The 17,441-nt window shown below is 39.0% G+C and carries 16 protein-coding genes; 4 read left to right on the top strand and 12 right to left on the bottom strand.

Annotation, left to right across the window (positions count from 1 at the left end; all coding sequences use genetic code 11):
- Window positions 1-8 precede the first annotated feature (8 nt).
- Genes PVK71_RS02165 through PVK71_RS02125 form a run of 9 tightly spaced genes read right to left on the bottom strand, consistent with a single transcriptional unit; the run spans window position 9 to window position 7,859 of the window.
- On the bottom strand, window positions 9-866 hold the full coding sequence (locus PVK71_RS02165) for a hypothetical protein (RefSeq protein WP_274417195.1): 858 nt from the start codon (window positions 864-866) through the stop codon (window positions 9-11).
- Window positions 863-2,011 carry a beta-ketoacyl synthase N-terminal-like domain-containing protein gene (locus PVK71_RS02160; protein WP_274421729.1) on the bottom strand — a complete coding sequence of 383 codons (1,149 nt, stop codon included), beginning with the start codon at window positions 2,009-2,011 and terminating at the stop codon, window positions 863-865. The genes PVK71_RS02165 and PVK71_RS02160 overlap by 4 nt, the downstream gene beginning before the upstream one ends.
- Entirely contained in the window at window positions 2,011-2,280 is a 270-nt protein-coding gene (locus tag PVK71_RS02155; protein WP_130045511.1) for an acyl carrier protein, read from the bottom strand. Before PVK71_RS02155 ends, PVK71_RS02160 begins: the two co-directional genes overlap by 1 nt.
- The gene (locus PVK71_RS02150; RefSeq protein WP_130086089.1) at window positions 2,277-3,443 is read right to left on the bottom strand and encodes an ABC transporter permease; all 1,167 of its coding nucleotides are present in this window, start codon (window positions 3,441-3,443) and stop codon (window positions 2,277-2,279) included. Before PVK71_RS02150 ends, PVK71_RS02155 begins: the two co-directional genes overlap by 4 nt.
- Window positions 3,436-4,353, bottom strand: coding sequence for an ABC transporter ATP-binding protein (locus PVK71_RS02145; protein ID WP_274417199.1), 918 nt, complete (start codon window positions 4,351-4,353; stop codon window positions 3,436-3,438). The genes PVK71_RS02150 and PVK71_RS02145 overlap by 8 nt, the downstream gene beginning before the upstream one ends.
- On the bottom strand, window positions 4,353-5,369 hold the full coding sequence (locus PVK71_RS02140) for a BtrH N-terminal domain-containing protein (RefSeq protein WP_274417200.1): 1,017 nt from the start codon (window positions 5,367-5,369) through the stop codon (window positions 4,353-4,355). Before PVK71_RS02140 ends, PVK71_RS02145 begins: the two co-directional genes overlap by 1 nt.
- Window positions 5,370-5,378: 9 nt before the next feature.
- A complete protein-coding gene (locus tag PVK71_RS02135; RefSeq protein ID WP_072054896.1) occupies window positions 5,379-5,795 on the bottom strand; it encodes a hypothetical protein in 417 nt (138 codons plus the stop codon).
- Window positions 5,795-6,943 (bottom strand): beta-ketoacyl-ACP synthase III, encoded by a 1,149-nt coding sequence (locus PVK71_RS02130; RefSeq protein ID WP_274417201.1) that lies wholly within the window; start codon window positions 6,941-6,943, stop codon window positions 5,795-5,797. Before PVK71_RS02130 ends, PVK71_RS02135 begins: the two co-directional genes overlap by 1 nt.
- A 1-nt stretch (window position 6,944) precedes the next feature.
- The gene (locus PVK71_RS02125) at window positions 6,945-7,859 is read right to left on the bottom strand and encodes a dialkylrecorsinol condensing enzyme (protein WP_274417202.1); all 915 of its coding nucleotides are present in this window, start codon (window positions 7,857-7,859) and stop codon (window positions 6,945-6,947) included.
- A 324-nt stretch (window positions 7,860-8,183) separates the two neighbouring features.
- On the opposite strand from PVK71_RS02125, the gene PVK71_RS02120 reads away from it, so the two are divergent.
- Entirely contained in the window at window positions 8,184-8,342 is a 159-nt protein-coding gene (locus tag PVK71_RS02120; RefSeq protein ID WP_122033882.1) for a YqaE/Pmp3 family membrane protein, read from the top strand.
- A gap of 123 nt (window positions 8,343-8,465) precedes the next feature.
- On the opposite strand, the gene metE is transcribed toward PVK71_RS02120, so the two are convergent.
- Window positions 8,466-10,790 (bottom strand): 5-methyltetrahydropteroyltriglutamate--homocysteine S-methyltransferase, encoded by a 2,325-nt coding sequence (metE, locus tag PVK71_RS02115; RefSeq protein ID WP_274417203.1) that lies wholly within the window; start codon window positions 10,788-10,790, stop codon window positions 8,466-8,468.
- 220 nt (window positions 10,791-11,010) lie between these two features.
- On the opposite strand from metE, the gene PVK71_RS02110 reads away from it, so the two are divergent.
- On the top strand, window positions 11,011-11,922 hold the full coding sequence (locus tag PVK71_RS02110) for a LysR substrate-binding domain-containing protein (RefSeq protein WP_274417204.1): 912 nt from the start codon (window positions 11,011-11,013) through the stop codon (window positions 11,920-11,922).
- A 35-nt stretch (window positions 11,923-11,957) separates the two neighbouring features.
- On the opposite strand, the gene PVK71_RS02105 is transcribed toward PVK71_RS02110, so the two are convergent.
- The gene (locus PVK71_RS02105) at window positions 11,958-12,152 is read right to left on the bottom strand and encodes a DUF4250 domain-containing protein (protein ID WP_130045519.1); all 195 of its coding nucleotides are present in this window, start codon (window positions 12,150-12,152) and stop codon (window positions 11,958-11,960) included.
- 67 nt (window positions 12,153-12,219) lie between these two features.
- Entirely contained in the window at window positions 12,220-12,927 is a 708-nt protein-coding gene (locus PVK71_RS02100) for a hypothetical protein (RefSeq protein WP_274417206.1), read from the bottom strand.
- Window positions 12,928-13,268: 341 nt separating this feature from the next.
- On the opposite strand from PVK71_RS02100, the gene dcuC reads away from it, so the two are divergent.
- Complete coding sequence (dcuC, locus tag PVK71_RS02095; RefSeq protein WP_274417207.1) at window positions 13,269-14,636, top strand: anaerobic C4-dicarboxylate transporter DcuC; 1,368 nt, start codon at window positions 13,269-13,271, stop codon at window positions 14,634-14,636.
- A gap of 379 nt (window positions 14,637-15,015) precedes the next feature.
- Complete coding sequence (locus PVK71_RS02090) at window positions 15,016-17,409, top strand: YgiQ family radical SAM protein (protein ID WP_274417208.1); 2,394 nt, start codon at window positions 15,016-15,018, stop codon at window positions 17,407-17,409.
- Window positions 17,410-17,441: the final 32 nt, after the last annotated feature.

Below are 17,441 nucleotides of genomic sequence, written 5' to 3'. Positions count from 1 at the left end.
CCATTGATTTAAAAACTTAACCTTAGGGTTATTACTCTATATTTGTCATCAAAACCATCAATAAAAAGTAAACTATTGTGTTTAGCATTAATAAAGCGATTCAATACATACAAAGAGTTCGTCTCATAAAAGTCATAACGTGTTCGGCAATCAAATTCTTTACTGGATACTCGCTCTAGAACATCACTTCTAAAATTACTTGATACTCGTTGACCAAATGCGACATGAGTTGTTGGAATTAACAGTGCTAAGTAGGCCAATAACGTTTGTTGATTAAATTGCGGTGTTGCAACCTCAATGCTTGCTTGTGCGCCTTCAACTTCCCCGCTCAATAACATCCAATTAGAGCCTTCTCCCAATTGAGTATTAAGAGGCAAATCAAGATAGTCATGAGGGCTATTGGATGCATCGACTTTTTCATCAACACCACCCAATAAAATGCACTTCTCTTGTTTGGTTTTTAAATTTGCATCAGCAAGCAATAACGCATTTTCAACCACAAAACCTTGCTGAGCTAAATTCAAGTTTTTACTTTCAAGCTCTAAATATTTAGCAATATAAAAGCCTGCGGTATTACTTAATGAGTTGATAAAATCCACTGGCTTTGGTGGCATATTTTCAACATATCGCTGTTGGCATAAACGATTAAATACCGACAGATTCCCCTGTCCTGATACCATAAAAAGCGCGGTATTTTTATCAAGCACTTGTTGTTCTTTAATGCCAGAAACACCTAATAACCCTAGTTGAATAAAACGATCAGTACGACGCACAAAACTTGAAGCGACTTTTTTGCACTCTGCTTTTACATCAATAGGTTGGTCTTGTTTTATATTCACACTGGCAGTGCAATGAACATACATCATACTGATTTTCTCTCCACCACCAAGGCGTTATTATTTCCACCAAAGCCAAAACAATTCAGCAAAAACACGCCTGAATTACATGAATTTAATTCTTGGGTTGGTATCCATTGAAGTTCATCATCCTGAGCTTCAAAGTTAGGTGTTTTAGGAATAAAACCATTATCAATGGCATTCATCATTATCACTAATTCACTAACACCACACGCCCCTAAGGTATGACCGATATAGGGCTTTAACGAGAAAAATAACGGCGCTTGTGAAAACACCTCTTTCATACCATTAATTTCGGCTAAATCGCTAAGATGACTGGCGGTGCCATGTGCTTTTACTGCCGTGATCTCATCAAGACTCACATCACTGTTCTGTAATGCTTGTTTAATTACCTGAGTTACTCCAGAACCATCAGGATTTACCCCCGTGACACTGTGTGTTTCACATTGACTACAACCACCACGAAAGTGCCAAGGCGATGCTTTAACATCATCTCGGCTCATTAATACAACACTTAAAGATTCACCTAAGAGCAAACCATCACGGTTTGCATCAAAGGGTTTGGTTTGCTGCTCTGCCAATAACTGCATAGAAACAAAGCCCTCAAAAGAGTGAGGAGCAAACATTTCCATACCAACAACTAAAGCATAATCAATAACACCGGCTTCTATCATGGTTGCTGCATCTAGAATGGCATTCGAGCTTGATGTGCAAGCGGTATTATAAGTTAGGCTCAATGAATTCAATCCAAACGCATTTGCCAACTTATCAGCATAAACCCCGTTACCGACTCTGCCATCTGAAAATTGAGGTGAATTACCATCTTTAATGCTGTTTCCTAGTGGGATCATTAAGGAGATATCATTAGCCGCACAACCGATAAATAAGCCACAACGCCCCCTCTCTTGAGCTGACAGATTGTGCTGTTCAAGCAAAGAGGCGATCAATACTTTTAAATGAGGAATAGGATCAAACAAGGTCTCAAAATTTCCGTCATTCTGAATCGCGTAATAAGGCAATGTTTTTACTTGTTCAAATACATTCACCGACTTATCAACGGTAAGGTATTTTCCCGCTTTCATTAAATTCAGTTGTTGTGTTTTATTGCCAAGAGCACTTAACACTTCACCACCAAGGAGTGTAATCATAGTCATTATTCAGGTTGTAGGTGATCAGCAAGATGATTAATCGTTGTGACAATACGGCGGAACTCTTTCGGGTCTACCAAGCGTAAATTAAAGTGGCGCTGCAATAACATAGAGATCTGTAATCCATCAACAGAATCAAGCTCTAAGCCGCTCTCATCAGAAAATAGTTCCACATCATCTGCCAATTCATCAGCGGTGATCTCTTCTCTATCACACTCTTCAAGGATCATATTTTTAAGTTTTACTTTGAATTCTGTATCTAATGACCCTTTCATGCGTTTTTCCTTTGTTTATAAGTAAATACAATGCTGGCTATCAGCAATGAGATAACACCAAATAAGCTTAAAGCAATGACTTCATTTAACACATCTGACACCGTTCCTCGGCGTAAGAATATATCTAAAAAACCTTCTAGTCCCCAAGACATGGGTGAAATAGCAGAGAAGGTTTGCATCGCTTCTGGCATCACAAACTTAGGCACCATAACACCACCAATAGCCCCTAATAAAATATTGATAATTCCGCCAATGGTTGTCGCTTGCTCGATGCTATCAACCGCACTGGCTACCAAAATAGACAAACCAATCGCGGAGAGACTTAAGGATAATGAAACCAAGATTAACCCCAAGATAGAACCATCAATCGTTAATGGAGCTGCACCAAATAAAGGGACGATATACATACCAACTCCAATCATCAGCCAAACTTGAACTTGATTGATCACCATATAAGGCAATATTTTCCCACCAAACAGAGCTGACAAACTTAAGTTCATGGTACTTAAACGCATTAAAGTATTTTGTTTACGTTCACTAATGAAGATGGTCGACATAGGTATAATCACAAAAAACAGACCAAACACGATCCAGGATGGAACACTTTGCTGTGTTGAGGTTGGCTTTTCATCTTGTGACAATTTTGCGTATTGGACATCCATCAACGTTGCCTCATCAAAAGGCTTTGTTTCTACTTCATCATCTAAAAACGAAAACGAATCTTGATTGGCCAAATTCACTTCATCCAGCTTATTCCCCATCCAACTGAGCGCGATCTGATTTTTAAAAATAGTCAGTAATGAAGGGGACGTATCTGCAGCAACACTAATATCTAATGGCTGCTCACCTTTAGAAAAGCCCACCGGAATATCAATAATAAATTGCACGCCCTCTTCTTCTGGAGAGCGATATTTATCTGAATTCAAAGTGTGTTTGGTCAATGTAGAAATCGTAGATAGTTTATTAATTAATGCTTCACTTACGACACTTTGGTCATGATCAATCAAAGCATAAGTCATAAGTGATTTGTCTTCATTCATCACATCTTTTAGTGCTAAAGACATGATCAAAATAAATACCGCAGGCATAATAAATAAGGCTGCTAATGCGTGTTTATCACGACTCACTAACAGGAACTCTTTTATCAACATCGCTTTAAACATCTGTTCTTCCTTTTGATGTTAAGTTGATAAACAGAGATTCAAGGGTTGTCGCACCGTAGCGGATTTGCTTTATTTTGATCCCTTGCAGCTCTAATTGATGCAGAACTTGAGCGATAAGCTCACTGCTCGACTGCGTTAATAGTAAAGTAGTTTGATCAACGATCGTCACTTCAGCTCGACTCATTGCAGAAAGATAAGTGGAAGAATGTGGATACAGTTCAACAATGACCTGCTGACTTTCTTCGTTATTTACCATAGAAGAAATCGAGCCTTGTTTTACAATTTTCCCTGCATTCACTATCGCTACTTCATCACAAATCTTTTCGATTTCAGGCATATAATGAGAGGTATAAATAACAGTTTTATTATCCGATTTATACGCTTTAATAGTGTCGAGAATATCGTTGCGTGATTCAGGATCAATACCAACAGTCGGCTCATCAAAAAAGAGAATGTCGGGGTTATTCAGCAGCCCAATGGCGATATTTAAGCGACGTTTTTGTCCACCAGATAAAGTTGCAGATTTCTGATCCATCATGGAGGAAAGACGATTAGTTTCGACCGCATAAGATAAATTATCTTTTAACGCCTGACCTTTTATTTTTTGTACGCCAGCAAAGAATTGCAAATTCTCTTTAACGCTTAAATTCTCATAAAAAGCTAAACTTTGTGGAATAAGAGAACAACGTTGACGAATAACCGAAAGATTCTTTTTTAGCGGTAAATCAAAAAAAGTAACCTCACCTGAGTCATACGAGACAAGACCATTTAGAATCGAGATCAGTGTAGTTTTACCTGCACCATTAGGGCCAAGTAAACCATAAATACTATTTGATGGGATAGAAAGCGTTAGATTATCTAGCGCTTTCTTCTTACCGTAGGATTTATTTAATCCACTAACATTGATCATTAAAATGCTCGCATTAATGATAAGTAGAGTTGCTTTTCTTGCTCAGCAACTGACTCTAATTTTGCAGCAATCACATCAAATTCAATCGTTTTTTTATTTCGAGGTCGTATTGCCTTCGCGATCAATAAAGCAAATTCACGCCATTCATCACCAATCGCCGTCATCTCAGCAGATGCAATTTTTAGGTTCTCGTTACCAATAAGCTCTGCCGCTTCTTGTAAAAAAGAAGCATAGATATAACGGAAACCAGCACCGCCAGTGCCAATCTCTTCTTGCATGCGAATGATGTGACCTAAAAACAGTTTTGCGTAATGCTCATCTTTATTTTCTAACTGACGAATATGCTTAGCTAAAAAATACATTCCCTTTAAACCCGCAATCGGTACTGGCGTTTTCAGCATCGTCTTTGCCGTTTTTTTAATGCTTTTTTCAATCACTTTTGGGTAATCAATCGAGCTTGGGATGTGAGTCGGATAATACAATGACCCTTTTGGTGCCATTACCCCTTTCACAAAGCGCGCTTTTTGCAGTGCTTTCTCTTCAGCCTCAACTAAGTGTTCAAAAACAGGATCGCTGATTTGATAACTTCCCTCTTTCTTATCAACCACAATAAGATTATGGGCATTAAAGTGAAAACGCATCTCTTCAGGAAAGTACGGTAACCAGAACACCGATGTTTGAGCGCCCACAATTTTACCTTGTTGAAGTAGCTCATCTAATCGCTTGGTGCCTTGCTCTGGTTTTGAAAATTTCTCTAACTTCATTTTCAAACCGATGCTTTTCTGTAATCCCTTCATGATGGATTTTGGCATTGAACGATAGGCAATAAGCGGCATGCCACTGAGCTTTACAAAAGGAAGATAAGCAAAAACTAAAGCACTAGATAAACCAAATACCATTGGCTCAGACAGAGGTAAACCATGATGAGTAAGCATAGAAGACATCACGCCACTCTCGCAATGAGCATAATGCTTATGTTGGAACTGAGAATTGGTGTTTTTCAAAATAGAGGTCATGAGCACGCTTTATTTATTTTTATTTGAAAGGTTAGGTAACTTGGTTAATTGCTTAACTGAAATACCTAATGCATCACTGTAGGCCGAAAGCTTCACAGGTGATAATTTAGCAAAAATCTTCGGTGAGAAATGACGCTTAACACGCCACTGAAACCAACCAACAGATTGCGCTAGCACCATTAAATCCATACGCTGAGCAAACATATGATAATACAAGGGTGACTTTTCCCCTGTTCTTACTAAGTCATACGCTACTTGTGCTTGTCGTTCAAATTCATTCAAGGCTTGCTTTGTCACTTCTTCTTCTACTTCCCAACCAGTAGAAGCAACAACCGAATAATCACCATTTTCATCCGTTGCATACACAGCTTTTGCGTTATTGGCATACGTAGAGATATTATCTTGTGGTACTTTTTTCGCTTCCATTACACCACCTTCAATTGCATAAAGGCGGTAGAGAATCTTCCACTTTCAGGAACATAACAAAGTAGAGTATCCCCCACTTTTAAGTCACCAGAATGAAACAGCTCTTCAAGCATGATATAGATAGACGCTGAACCTGTATTCCCTTTACTTGGCAAATTAGTAAACCAACGATCTTGTGGAATATCACATCCTGCTTCTAGCATGCCTTGATATAGGCGGTCACGGAAATAACCAGACGAGTAATGAGGTACAAAATAGGTGATTTCATCAGCCTTCACTTTGCCTTGATCAACTAACTCTTTTAACGGCTTAGTAACTGTGTATTCAACGATATTATCGTTTAACTGCTTAACGTCTTGTTTTACTGAGAAGATAGATTGGTCTAACCATTCTTGTGAGCTGTATTCACGCCACCCTTTTAGGCTACCGTCCGCCTGTTTTTCAGCACCTGCATACATACAAGCATCAAGTTCATTCGCATAGGATTTTTGCATCATCCATTCGATTTCAAGAGAGATGGAATCCGGATTAGGTTGAGAGGTTAATAGCGCGGCACCCGCACCATCACTTAACATCCAACGTAAGAAATCTTTTTCAAATGCGATTTCAGGCTGACGTTCTAAATCGTCCACCACACTTTCAATTTCAGCTTCAAACTTGTTAGCACGCATCATAGCCGACGCATTTTCAGAACCAGTAACTATCGCGTTATTACTTTGACCACTCAAAATCGACATATAACCATATTTTAATGACATGGTACCGGACAAACAGATGCCTGATGTCGCAATCACTTCACAGCTAGGAATGCCAAGCTCACCATGCACCATTAATGCGTGATTGGGTAAAATTTGATCGGCAATCGTCGTACCACAGGCTAAAAGCTCTGTAGAATTAATATCAAAAGAGGTTGAATTGAGTTTTCTGATCGCTTCGGCGGTTAATTCTGTATTGGTGTGCGTGGTTTCACCCGTTTGAGGATTAATCGCATAGTAACGTTGCTTAATTTTATTGGATCGCAAAATAAGGCTTTTTGCACGAGAGGGACGCGAACCAACTTGCCCTAGGACATTTTCTATTTCTTTATTACCAACAGCATCATTAGGCAAAAAAGCCTGAATGTCATTGATATATACCTTTTGAGTCATCTTAACGTCCTGATGGTTTTTCGTAATAAGTAATGCTTTCTTCTACCGCTTTCTTTCTAAAAGGCGAGATTAATTTTTTCACTAATAAATTAATCGGTACTAAGGTTAAAACCATAAGAGCTAAAAATACGGCATAGATGGTAATGACTATTTTTCGAGGAAAAGAACCCGGTTTACCTGACTTTTGAATTAGCTTTCCCCATACCATAAAAGAACGTGTGGCAATTTTTTCAGAACCAATCAGTTTCCCATTAACCGTTACGGCATTAAGATTTTTAAGCAGTGGCTCTTTTTTCTTTTCTAAATCGTTTTTTAATGCCGATACCAAACGGTGACCAAAACGCTCACTTTCTTGCAAATCTTTTTCAGAAACACCAGCGGCAGGGAATATCCAAAATGGATCTTTTTTACCTGTAAGTAACCAACGAGGCGTTGTGATAAATGCATAAACAGAGCCACCTTGATCAGTCAGTACAGCATTATCAATCAAGGTTCCGCCTAACTCTGCAATGACAGTTTTCATTTTCTCTTGAGCCATTACCCACATATCACGACACGCAATAAAGGTAATAACAGGCTTACCGTTAATTAATGACTGAGCTTGTTCTGTCTGAAGAAACCCAGTCATTGGTATTGAAGGTGATAAAAACCACACCGTATAACCTAAAATAATTAAGTCATACTCCTCTTCTAAATTTTCGGCAGGTTTTACATCGCAGCCATTCATATAAATCGCTTCAGGAAAAGCATCGAAGAATGGATAAAACGACCATGGATATGGGTATTTATTGACAGGTTCTACGCAATGATAATCAATTTTCACTTCATCACTCTGACGTAACGGTGCCGTTGCTAACTCAACAAATTGTGCAAGCTGACCGCTTTGGGAGTGAGAGATAACTAGAACTTTTTTCATAAGGAAGAGTAAGCATTGCCATAGATAGTTTATTTACAACTATTTTATAGCAATCATAATTAATATAAATAGCTAATCACCATATTTAACAACTTCACCATGAGCTTAGAGTATTATAAATAAAGCATTATGAAAAACTTGCGAGTGATATTGTAAAGCTCGCTTGTCTTACAATTAAAATTACTAAGACAATTTTTCAAAACCAGATAAAAATACGCAAATTATCACTTTTCGACTTGAACAAAAGAAGTACTCGTATTATTACTATGTTAACCAATTCGCTCATTTTGTTAATCATGATGACTTAATTTATAGAGGCATTTTATGAACAAGCTTGTTTTAATTATTTTATGTGTATTACTTCCACCACTAGGTGTTTTCTTTGCTAAAGGTGTGGGTAAAGATCTTTTAATCAATATCGTATTAACTCTTTTCTTCTGGGTACCTGGTATGATTCATGCGCTGTGGGTCACAACTCGTTAAGAAAGCGACTTATTAAATAAACGGTAAAATAAAAAAGCGAAACCCTAAATGAAGGTGTTTCGCTTTTATTTAGTCTCACGTAAATGAACGTTATTAGCCAATGATATTAATTTATCTACCTAACTAAGCCGCGTTAACTTGCCATTTCTTACGCAGTGTTTTTGCTGCTTTCACCATGTTCTCTAACGCCGCTTCTGTTTCTTTCCAGTTACGTGTTTTCAAGCCACAATCTGGATTTACCCATAAACGCTCAACAGGCACTTTTGCTGCTGCGGTTTCAATCAAATCAACAATCCACTCTTCGCTTGGAATATTTGGTGAGTGAATATCATACACACCCGGTCCTATTTCATTTGGATAGTTAAAATCTTCAAACGCTTTTAGGAGTTCCATATTTGAGCGAGAGGTTTCAATAGTAATCACATCCGCATCTAACGCCGCTACTGATTCAATAATCTCATTAAATTCGCTATAACACATGTGAGTATGAATTTGTGTTTCTGATTTAGCACTGGCCGCTGAAATCTTAAACGCTTCTACTGCCCAATCTAAATACGCTTTTTGATCGCTCTTTTTAATTGGCAACCCTTCACGAATCGCAGGTTCATCAATTTGAATAATATTAATGCCTGCTTGTTGAAGATCAGAAACTTCATCACGCAATACTAATGCTAACTGCTGTGCAATTTCTTTACGAGTAATGTCTTCACGTGGGAACGTCCAACCAAGAATCGTTACTGGTCCGGTTAGCATCCCTTTCATTTGTTTAGTCGTTAACGATTGAGCATATTGCGTCCAATCAACCGTGATTGGTGCTTCACGTTCAATATCTGCCACCACGATTGCTGGTTTTACACAACGAGATCCATAACTTTGCACCCAGCCAAATCGTGTAGCTTGAAAACCATTTAAATTCTCCGCAAAATATTCAACCATGTCATTACGCTCAGCCTCACCATGTACTAACACATCCAAATCTAAACGTTCTTGACGCTCAACTGCATCGGCTATATGCCCTTTCATTGCAGTAACATAATCTTGCTCGTTCAACTTACCAGTACGGTAGGCACTGCGCTGTTGACGAATATCAGAGGTTTGTGGAAATGATCCAATTGTCGTGGTTGGTAATAATGGCAAACCTAACTTTTCAGCTTGGTGCTGTGCACGGATTGCATATACTTCTGCTCGCTCTGCTAATGCAGGAGTGATAGCGGATAAGCGTTGCTGTACCACAGGCTTATTAATGTGTTCTGCACTCTCACGCTCACGCAGTGGCTGACTGTATTGATGGCAAGCTAGAATTGCATTTTGGTTACCATCTAAAGCATCACCTAGCAATGTCACTTCTTTTAGCTTTTGTTTTGCAAACGCAAACCATTGAACCGTCTCTTCCGATAATTCTTTTTCTTGTTCTAAATCAACCGGACTATGCAGCAATGAACATGAACTTGCGATCCATAACTTATCACCCAAGGCTTCTTTTACTGGTTGAAGCTTTTCATGCAAACGCTCTAAATCTGCACGCCATACATTGCGCCCATTAACCGCACCAACAGATAATACCCACTCTTTTGGTAATGCATCTATAATCGTATCTAATTGTTTAGGGTCTGCTGATATATCAATATGTAAACCATTTACCGCTAATTCGGTGATCTTATCTAAATGGTGTTCTACACCATCAAAATACGTTGTTAATAGTAACTTCACATCACTTTGGATCACTTGATAGGCTAATTTAAAAGAATCAGCCCATGCTTTTGGTAGCTCTAGTGCCAAAATTGGCTCATCAATTTGAACCCATTCAACACCAAGCGCAGATAACTTCGAAAAAATTGCCTGATAAGCGGTGAGTAAGCGAGGAAGAAGCGCTAAACGCTCAAACCCTTGCTCTACTTCTTCATCATTCACTTCTTTGCCTAACCACAAATAACTTAATGGGCCAAGAAGTACGGGTTTAACGGTATGCCCCTGCTTTTGTGCTTCTGCAATCTCATCAAAAAGTTGTGACCAACTGACATTAAATTTATCGTTTTTAGAAAATTCTGGCACTATGTAATGATAATTTGTATTAAACCACTTAGTCATATCCGACGCTGCTTCCCCGCAACCACAGCTGTTTTGAGATTGACCACGCCCCACCTTGAATAAGGTATCTAAATCAGGAAAACCAGTATTGTGACGAGCAGGCACGTGACCTAAAAGTAAACTTGTGGTTAATACATGATCGTACCAAGCAAAATCACCCGCAGTAACAAAATCTAACCCTGATGTGGATTGATCTTGCCAATGGCGCTGACGTAGCTCACTGCCCACGGCCAGTAATTCTTTTTGTTCTATCTCGCCACGCCAATATTTTTCCTGAGCAAATTTTAATTCTCGTTGAGCCCCGACTCGTGGATAACCTAAAATATGAGTTACTGTTTTTGCATTCGATTTTGTTGTCATTTGTCTAATTCCCTTAGCCGTTTGGATGGCTAAACAATGACCATTTTTATAACTATCTACAACGTCGAATACTTCATTTTGATTATGAATTTATTTCAACTAAGCCCAATTTGATTTAAACATACTAATTTTATTTAGCCGTCTAGATGTTTACTTTATGGTCTTTTCACTTTACTGTGAAGATTGTTGAACTTACTCAAACGGACCTTGAGGTACAGTAATGATTGAATTAAAACACCTAAAAACCTTAACTACATTACGTGACACTGGTTCATTAACCGCAACAGCCAATGCACTCCATTTAACTCAATCAGCGCTTTCTCATCAATTGAAAGATTTTGAAGCTCGACTTGGTAACCATGTTTTTTTACGCAAAACTCGTCCTGTAAAATTCACATCAGAAGGTGAAATACTGTTAAAGCTAGCGGATGATATTTTGCCGAAAATGGCCAGAGCTGAATATGATATTGCGAGTTTAAAAGAAGACTTACACGGACGATTACACATGGCGATTGAATGCCACTCCTGCTTTCAATGGTTAATGCCTGCGATTAAAGAATATCAAGTGGGTTGGCCTGAAGTAGAATTGGATTTTTCATCGGGTTTTGGATTTGAGCCTTTACCAGCCTTGGTTAATGGTGATTTAGACCTAGTGATTACCTCTGATATCCAGCCCCGTGGCGAGATACATTACGAACCATTGTTTGATTTTGAAATGCGCCTAGTAATGGCAACTAACCACCCTCTTGCCAATAAAGAATATATAGAACCTGAAGACTTACTCGATCAAACCATGCTCACTTATCCGGTACAAAAACAGCGTTTAGATGTGGTTAAACATTTCCTATCTCCAAATAATGTGGAGCCAGCAAAATGGAAACAAGCAGAGAACACACTCATGTTAATACAAATGGTATCGGCAGGTTTAGGGGTTGCAGCATTACCTAATTGGGCTATCAGTGAATTTTCAAGACAAGGCTTAATTGAGAGTAAACCGCTAGGGAAAGGTTTATGGCGAAGATTGTTCGCTGCCGTTAGAGACAGCGAACATGATAAAAAATATTTACAAGCATTTTTCTCTACTGCGAAACAGCAGAGCCAGAGTCATTTAAATGGAATTAAAATGACTTAAACGAAGTGTGTTTTCTATTGCGTGTATTAAAAAACCTATTTGTTTTTAAATTGATTCGTTAATGGGTCATATTGATAACCCAAGCCACTGAGCTTGTCTTGAACTCCTTGTGTATCAAGCTCATACATACTAGATAATTCTTCTAGACTGTGACATTCCAATCGCAATTTTTCATTAATTATGCCGAGTAGAATTCCACTTTCTAGTCCGTGAGCATTACTTAAATCCAACCTTCACCCTCCATGTTGCTTAAGAGACATACTTAGAGTAGACCAGTTTTAAGAATGAATGCGTGGACTACATCACAAAAAACAACTGAAATTGATAATAACCAGAAATAGCCATAATAACGCTTGCTAACGCTAGATTTTGCCACTTCACGGCTTGCTGTTTGAATAAGTGAAAGCTCCAAAAACCAATACTTACTAACATCAAACTTAACGCAATACCGAGCTTAACGGCCATTCTATCCAAAAATATCTCATGAATACTTAATGTCTGACATAACAAGATAACCGACATAACTATCCCACTCACTATTCCACTAATAGGTAATAATTTATGAAACGCCTGCAAGCGAGTTCTCGCTAGAGTTAATAGAAGATGCGCTAATAATGCCCCAAATAAGAATGGGCCAGTAACAGCAAAAAATAATTGCGTAAATGAACCTGAACCCAAAGCTAAATTAACAAAACTTGCTGCAGCAAAACCATTCGCAAGCGCCATAACTACTAAAGGGCCTTTATCACGCGTTTTACCCGTTTTAACACTTAAGTAAAAACCAGCAATGGCGATGGCAGGAACAAAATTAATCGCAAAAATTGAGGCGTAACTCATGCCTACACCGGCAATAACACACCAGCCTAGAATCAACACTGGCAACCATTTATGTATACGACCTCGTTGACCTGGGCAAATATCCCCTTTATGCAAAATGATCGTTAATAATATTTGCGCCCCTAAAAGAGCTGGAATAAGAATATATTGTAAGGTTTGAAAGAACATAATTATGGCCGAGTCTTAGAATGCTAAATAGCAGAATGACGATAGTATAAACGCTATTTTCGCTTCGTCTAGTGACGCTCGAAAAACAATCAACTTATGTTAAGTTCTCAAATTTCAACTCACTAATTTTCAACTCATTATCCTTTCAATGCAACAAGAACAACAGTTAAGCATCATCTTATTAACAGAATTATTTTTTATTTGTTTTAGATCATGATGCAGCTAAGTAGCAGATGTGCTACAGGTGAAAATTAGGTAAGTTTCTATTACGAAATGTGTAAGAATATGTAGATAAGTTACACAATTTTTGTGTTTTAATATTTTAATTAGAGGGAAATTCCATGTTGGAGTTAATGATTGGTTTAGTAATTACCGTTTTGGTTGGTTACTTTATCGTAAAAGGATATAAAGCAGCTGGCGTACTACTCACTGCTGGTTTGGCACTACTTATTATTGCAGGCTTATTAGGTCATACCGTTCTACCAGCAAAAGTGACCGCAACAGGTAACTTACTGACTGATGCGTTAGAGTACGTGAAATATATGCTGCAATATCGTGGGGGCGGCCTAGGTATGCAGATCATGCTACTTTGTGGTTTTGCTTCTTACATGACTCACATTGGCGCAAACAATGTGGTTGTAAAACAGTTTTCTAAACCATTAGCATTTATTAAATCACCTTATGTTTTGCTGGTTGCAGCATATATCGTGGCGTGTTTAATGTCTCTTGCGGTAAGTTCAGCAACGGGCCTTGGTGTGCTATTAATGGCAACACTATTCCCAATGATGACAGCAATGGGTATTTCTCGCCCAGCAGCAGTAGCCGTTTGTGCATCTCCAGCGGCAATCATTCTTTCTCCTACTTCTGGTGACGTTATTGTTGCAGCAGAAAAATCAGGCCTTCCTCTACATACGTTCGCGGTTGAGACAGTATTACCTGTTTCGATCTGTGCAATCATTGTAATGGCAGCAGCGGCTTTCTTCTGGAATAAATACCTAGATAAGAAAGAAAATACGCCAATGGAAAAAGTAGATATTTCAGCAATGGAAGTAAACGCTCCTTCTTACTATGCGATTTTACCTTTCTTGCCAATCGTTGGTGTCTTTGTCTTCAATGGCGAAACTATCCCAGGTTTATCTTTAGATATTTATACTATCGTTGTTGCTTCAATCTTCATTGGCGCAGTCATTAACTTTATTACAAATAAACTAGACGGCAGAGCAACCCTAGAAGATTTAGAATCTTGTTATGCAGGCATGGCTGATGCCTTTAAAGGTGTGGTAATGCTATTAGTTGCAGCAGGTGTATTTGCACAAGGTCTAATGTCTGTTGGTGCTATTGATAACCTACTTCACCTTGCTGACTCTGCGGGTGCGGGTGGCGTTGCATTGATGCTTCTTCTTACAGGTCTAACAGTAGCAGCGGCTATTGCAACAGGTTCTGGTAACGCACCTTTCTATGCATTCGTAGAACTTGCACCACAACTGGCTGGTAAAATGGGTCTTAGCCCTGCGTTCCTTATCATCCCAATGCTTCAAGCATCTAACCTCGGTCGCACAATTTCTCCAGTATCTGGTGTTATTGTGGCGACATCTGGTATGGCGAAAATCAGCCCATTTGAAGTTGTTAAACGTACTTCTGTCCCTGTAATTTGTGGCTTAATCACTGTAATTGCAGGAACTATGGTGCTTGTGCCAATGTATGCATAACTAAGTTAGATAGATAACGATTCTTAAACGCCAGTGGTTAATACTACTGGCGTTTTTTTTGATTTTATTCTGTGATGCTTTAGCCAATAGGCACTTTCTTTACAAACAATTTACCTAATGCTCACGTAAATCTTATGAAATAAAGCTAAATTTAGCTTATCAATACCTATGACAAAAAACAGGCACAACCATCATGATCAAAGATACGACTATTATTTTTACCCTATCCTTTCTGGCTATTTCTATCACCTACCTATGTCGTTTATATCTATAACCTTAGTACCCAATGAAACTCCCTTACTAATATTGAGGGCTTTCTTTTCTGGTTAAACTCACCTCAAATCGGTATAATTCGGCCTCCAAATTCTGAGGTGAACTAATGCATAACGTAACTCCAATAAACGAATACCCTAAATTCTGGGCAGAATGCTATGGAACAGCCCCTTTCTTTCCTACTTCTCGTAAAGAAATGGACCAACTTGGTTGGGATAGTTGCGACATTATCATTGTAACTGGGGATGCGTACGTGGATCACCCAAGTTTTGGTATGGCGATCATCGGACGTTTGCTAGAATCACAAGGCTTTCGCGTTGGTATCATTGCCCAACCAAAATGGGACAATAAAGACGAATTTATGGCTCTTGGTCAACCAAATCTATTTTTTGGTATTACTGCGGGTAACATGGATTCAATGATCAACCGTTATACCTCAGATAAAAAACTTCGCCATGATGATGCTTATACCCCAAATAATGAAGGTGGTAAGCGTCCTGACCGTGCTGTACTGGTATATTCTCAACGCTGTCGTGAAGCCTTTAAAGATACGCCTATTGTTTTAGGTGGTATTGAGGCAAGTCTACGTCGTTTAGCACATTACGATTACTGGTCTGATAAAGTTCGTCGCTCAGTACTGTTTGATGCCAAAGGTGACATTCTTCTGTTTGGTAATGCTGAACGTGCATTGGTTGAAGTTGCTCATCGCCTTGCCAATGGCGAAGACGTAAAAACAATGACTGACATTCGTGGTACTGCAGTAAACCTACCAGCAGAGCCTGAAGGTTTTAAAATCATTGATTCTTCTCGTATTGAAAAACCAAGCAAAGCTGTCTTTGTTCCAATCAATCCATACGCAACAGAAGAGCAGTGCGAAACCAACAAATCGGAAGTAAAAGAAGAACAACCGCAGGTTATTACGGTTCGTGCTTCAAGCCATGATTCAAAAACAACAGCGATTCGTATTCCACCGTATGAAAAACTAAACGGTGACCGTATTCTTTATGCTCACGCTAGTCGTATTATGCATTTAGAAACTAACCCATACTCTGGCCGAGCATTAATTCAGCGTCATGGTGATCGTGAATTATGGGTAAACCAAGCACCAATCCCTCTGACAACCGAAGAGATGGATTTTGTGTTTGACTTGCCTTATGCGCGTGTTCCACACCCTATGTATGGCAAAGCTAAGATCCCTGCGTATGACATGATTAAAACATCAGTCAACATTATGCGTGGTTGTTTTGGTGGTTGTTCATTCTGTAGTATTACTGAACACGAAGGTCGTATTATTCAAAACCGCTCTAAAGAATCTATTATCAATGAATTAGAAGAAATTAGAGATAAAGTTCCAGGATTTACCGGAACAATTTCAGATCTTGGTGGCCCAACCGCGAACATGTATCGTTTAGGTTGTTCTATTCCTAAAGCAGAAGCAACCTGTCGTCGCCCTTCGTGTGTTTTCCCTAAGATCTGTGACAAGTTAAATACTGATCACGTACATACAATTGATTTGTACCGTGAAGCACGTAAAGTCAAAGGCATTAATAAAGTATTAATTGCTTCTGGTGTTCGTTACGACTTAGCCATTGAATCTCCAGAATACGTGCGTGAGTTAGTGACCCATCACGTTGGCGGTTATTTGAAGATTGCACCAGAGCATACCGAAAAAGGCCCATTAGATTTAATGATGAAGCCAGGTATGGGTACGTACGATCGCTTTAAGTCTATGTTTGAAAAATACAGCCAAGAAGCCGGTAAGAAGCAATATCTTATCCCTTATTTTATCTCTGCTCATCCGGGTACAGAAGATGAAGATATGCTGAACCTAGCGATGTGGCTGAAGAAAAACAACCTTGAGTGTGATCAGGTTCAGAACTTCTACCCATCACCAATGTGTAATGCAACGTCAATGTATTACTCAGAAACAAACCCACTGAAACGCGTGAAATATAAAAAACGTGAAGATGTAACAGTGGCAAAAGGTGAACGTCAACGCCGACTACATAAAGGCTTATTGCGTTATCACGATCCTAAAAACTGGAAAATGATCCGTGAAGCACTAACAGAGATGGGTAAAAAGCACCTTATTGGTGACAAGCCACACTGTTTAGTGCCTGAAGACGATATTGATACACAAACACCTGCTGAACGTCGTCAAACAGGACGTCACGGCGCGAAACGTTTTGCAACTAAGCATACTCAAGCACAGTTTGATGGTGACCCTCGCAATAGTAATAGTCACGGTGGTCAAAATAAGAATAACCGTAACGGTAAGCCTAGCTCTCAAGGTCAAAACCGCAATGGCAATGGTGGAAAACCTAGTGGAAATACAGGTTCAGATAAGCCAGCATCAAGCGGACAAAAAAATGGCGTTCGTAATGGTTATTCAAACAATAAACCAGGTGGCAATGGTAAACCTAAAACGACTGGTGGTAACAAGCCTACGGGTAATAAACTAAGCGGTACTGGCGCTAAACGTAAACCAAAGCACCGTTAAGTAAATAGAAAAAATTAACAAGCATAAAAAAA

The sequence above is a fragment of the Aliivibrio sp. S4MY1 genome (genome assembly GCF_028765545.1).
Taxonomy (GTDB): Bacteria; Pseudomonadota; Gammaproteobacteria; order Enterobacterales; family Vibrionaceae; genus Aliivibrio.
The sequence above is the reverse complement of the archived record's forward strand: the minus strand, read 5'-3'. Positions and strand labels throughout refer to the sequence as shown.

Bases quoted from the DNA above. Each gene is read 5' to 3' on its own strand.
- PVK71_RS02165 (WP_274417195.1), bottom strand. From the start codon at position 866: ATGATGTATGTTCATTGCACTGCCAGTGTGAATATAAAACAAGACCAA.
- PVK71_RS02160 (WP_274421729.1), bottom strand. From the start codon at position 2,011: ATGACTATGATTACACTCCTTGGTGGTGAAGTGTTAAGTGCTCTTGGC.
- PVK71_RS02155 (WP_130045511.1), bottom strand. From the start codon at position 2,280: ATGAAAGGGTCATTAGATACAGAATTCAAAGTAAAACTTAAAAATATG.
- PVK71_RS02150 (WP_130086089.1), bottom strand. From the start codon at position 3,443: ATGTTTAAAGCGATGTTGATAAAAGAGTTCCTGTTAGTGAGTCGTGAT.
- PVK71_RS02145 (WP_274417199.1), bottom strand. From the start codon at position 4,353: ATGATCAATGTTAGTGGATTAAATAAATCCTACGGTAAGAAGAAAGCG.
- PVK71_RS02140 (WP_274417200.1), bottom strand. From the start codon at position 5,369: ATGACCTCTATTTTGAAAAACACCAATTCTCAGTTCCAACATAAGCAT.
- PVK71_RS02135 (WP_072054896.1), bottom strand. From the start codon at position 5,795: ATGGAAGCGAAAAAAGTACCACAAGATAATATCTCTACGTATGCCAAT.
- PVK71_RS02130 (WP_274417201.1), bottom strand. From the start codon at position 6,943: ATGACTCAAAAGGTATATATCAATGACATTCAGGCTTTTTTGCCTAAT.
- PVK71_RS02125 (WP_274417202.1), bottom strand. From the start codon at position 7,859: ATGAAAAAAGTTCTAGTTATCTCTCACTCCCAAAGCGGTCAGCTTGCA.
- PVK71_RS02120 (WP_122033882.1), top strand. From the start codon at position 8,184: ATGAACAAGCTTGTTTTAATTATTTTATGTGTATTACTTCCACCACTA.
- metE (WP_274417203.1), bottom strand. From the start codon at position 10,790: ATGACAACAAAATCGAATGCAAAAACAGTAACTCATATTTTAGGTTAT.
- PVK71_RS02110 (WP_274417204.1), top strand. From the start codon at position 11,011: ATGATTGAATTAAAACACCTAAAAACCTTAACTACATTACGTGACACT.
- PVK71_RS02100 (WP_274417206.1), bottom strand. From the start codon at position 12,927: ATGTTCTTTCAAACCTTACAATATATTCTTATTCCAGCTCTTTTAGGG.
- dcuC (WP_274417207.1), top strand. From the start codon at position 13,269: ATGTTGGAGTTAATGATTGGTTTAGTAATTACCGTTTTGGTTGGTTAC.
- PVK71_RS02090 (WP_274417208.1), top strand. From the start codon at position 15,016: ATGCATAACGTAACTCCAATAAACGAATACCCTAAATTCTGGGCAGAA.